This is a genomic window from Paraburkholderia tuberum STM678 (genome assembly GCF_902833905.1).
GTDB classification, from domain to species: Bacteria; Pseudomonadota; Gammaproteobacteria; order Burkholderiales; family Burkholderiaceae; genus Paraburkholderia; species Paraburkholderia tuberum.
The window spans coordinates 1-1,175 of record NZ_CADFGP010000165.1 but is presented as its reverse complement, the minus strand read 5'-3'; the positions used below and the strand labels follow the sequence as shown (position 1 = coordinate 1,175).

The 1,175-nt window shown below is 53.6% G+C and carries 1 protein-coding gene and 1 pseudogene; both read left to right on the top strand.

Annotation, left to right across the window (positions count from 1 at the left end):
* Window positions 1-115 precede the first annotated feature (115 nt).
* Window positions 116-409, top strand: a pseudogene (locus HWY30_RS40760) (integrase core domain-containing protein); the annotation flags it as partial.
* 396 nt (window positions 410-805) lie between these two features.
* Window positions 806-1,075: a transposase gene (locus tag HWY30_RS42670; protein ID WP_425199441.1), complete on the top strand. Its 270-nt coding sequence runs from the start codon at window positions 806-808 to the stop codon at window positions 1,073-1,075.
* Window positions 1,076-1,175: the final 100 nt, after the last annotated feature.

Sequence of the window (1,175 nt, the reverse complement as noted above, 5' to 3'; positions counted from 1 at the left end):
AACACATTGAATACCAGGCCCCGGAAAACACTCGGCTGGAAGACGCCTGCGGAGGCCTTGGACGAATACCTAAAATCTGTTCAATAATCTAGTGTTGCGACGACCGGTTGAATCCGCCCAGTATTGCAGCGGCCTGTTCCAGGACACGTTGAAGGCCTATGGCATGAGTTCGTCGATGAGCCGACGCGGCGATTGCTGGGATAACGCGCCGACCGAAAGTCTGTGGGGTTCGCTGAAGGTAGCACGCATGCATGGCCGGCACTTCGCCACGCGGCGTGCCGCAATGGATGAGGTGATTGACTGGCTGGGCTTTTACAATGCACGCCGGTTACACTCGACACTCGACTACGTCAGTCCCATGACATTCGAGAAAAACTGGTTCGCAGCCCAGCAAGGCGAGGCTGCGTAATTTCCTCGGTTAAGGGATTCGCCAAACAGGGGCAAGGTCAGTGCTCTGATCGCCGAAGGAAGGCTTTTTGCACCCGGCATGTTTGCATCATCAAAAAGAAGTGGGATTAAATGAATTTCCTTACTCAGACCAGCCCTTACTTCAATTAATACATAGTCGTCTTTACAATCGAGTCGCCGCCGGCCAAACTCATCTTGCATGGTTAGCCATTGCGGACCGATTAGAACCAACATTACTTTTGTCGAATCAAATTGGATTCTTATTTCATCTTCGAAATTTTTGGTGGGAAAAATTTCTCGCGCTGATTTACGCGTAAGCGACTCACGGGGGCCGCTGTGGCGCGATGATTGAGGTTTTGGGTAGTTTGGTGTGCACCAAATTATGGTGGGCACCAAAGTGGACAAGTCATGGGGCGAGCGCGCCGCAGACGGCGCATATAAGCGGCCGAACTTTCCGACCGAGGCCAAGCGACGACTGGTCGAACAATCGCTCGAGCGGGGCGCGTCGGTGGCGTTGATCGCGCGCAACAACGATATCAATGCAAACCTGCTGTTCAAATGGCGACGACTCTATCTGGCGGGCGAATATGGTTTGACAACGCTGCCCGAGAGTGCGCAGCCCAAGCAGGAACCCGAGAGGTTTTGTTGCAGTAAGGGGCCGGGTTAAAATTGGGCAGCAAAATTTCTGAGCTGTCTGATGAAGAAGACGAAGACACCGCGAACCACGCTTGCCCCGGGCCTGGCCAAGGTCCTGAAGCGGCTTCATT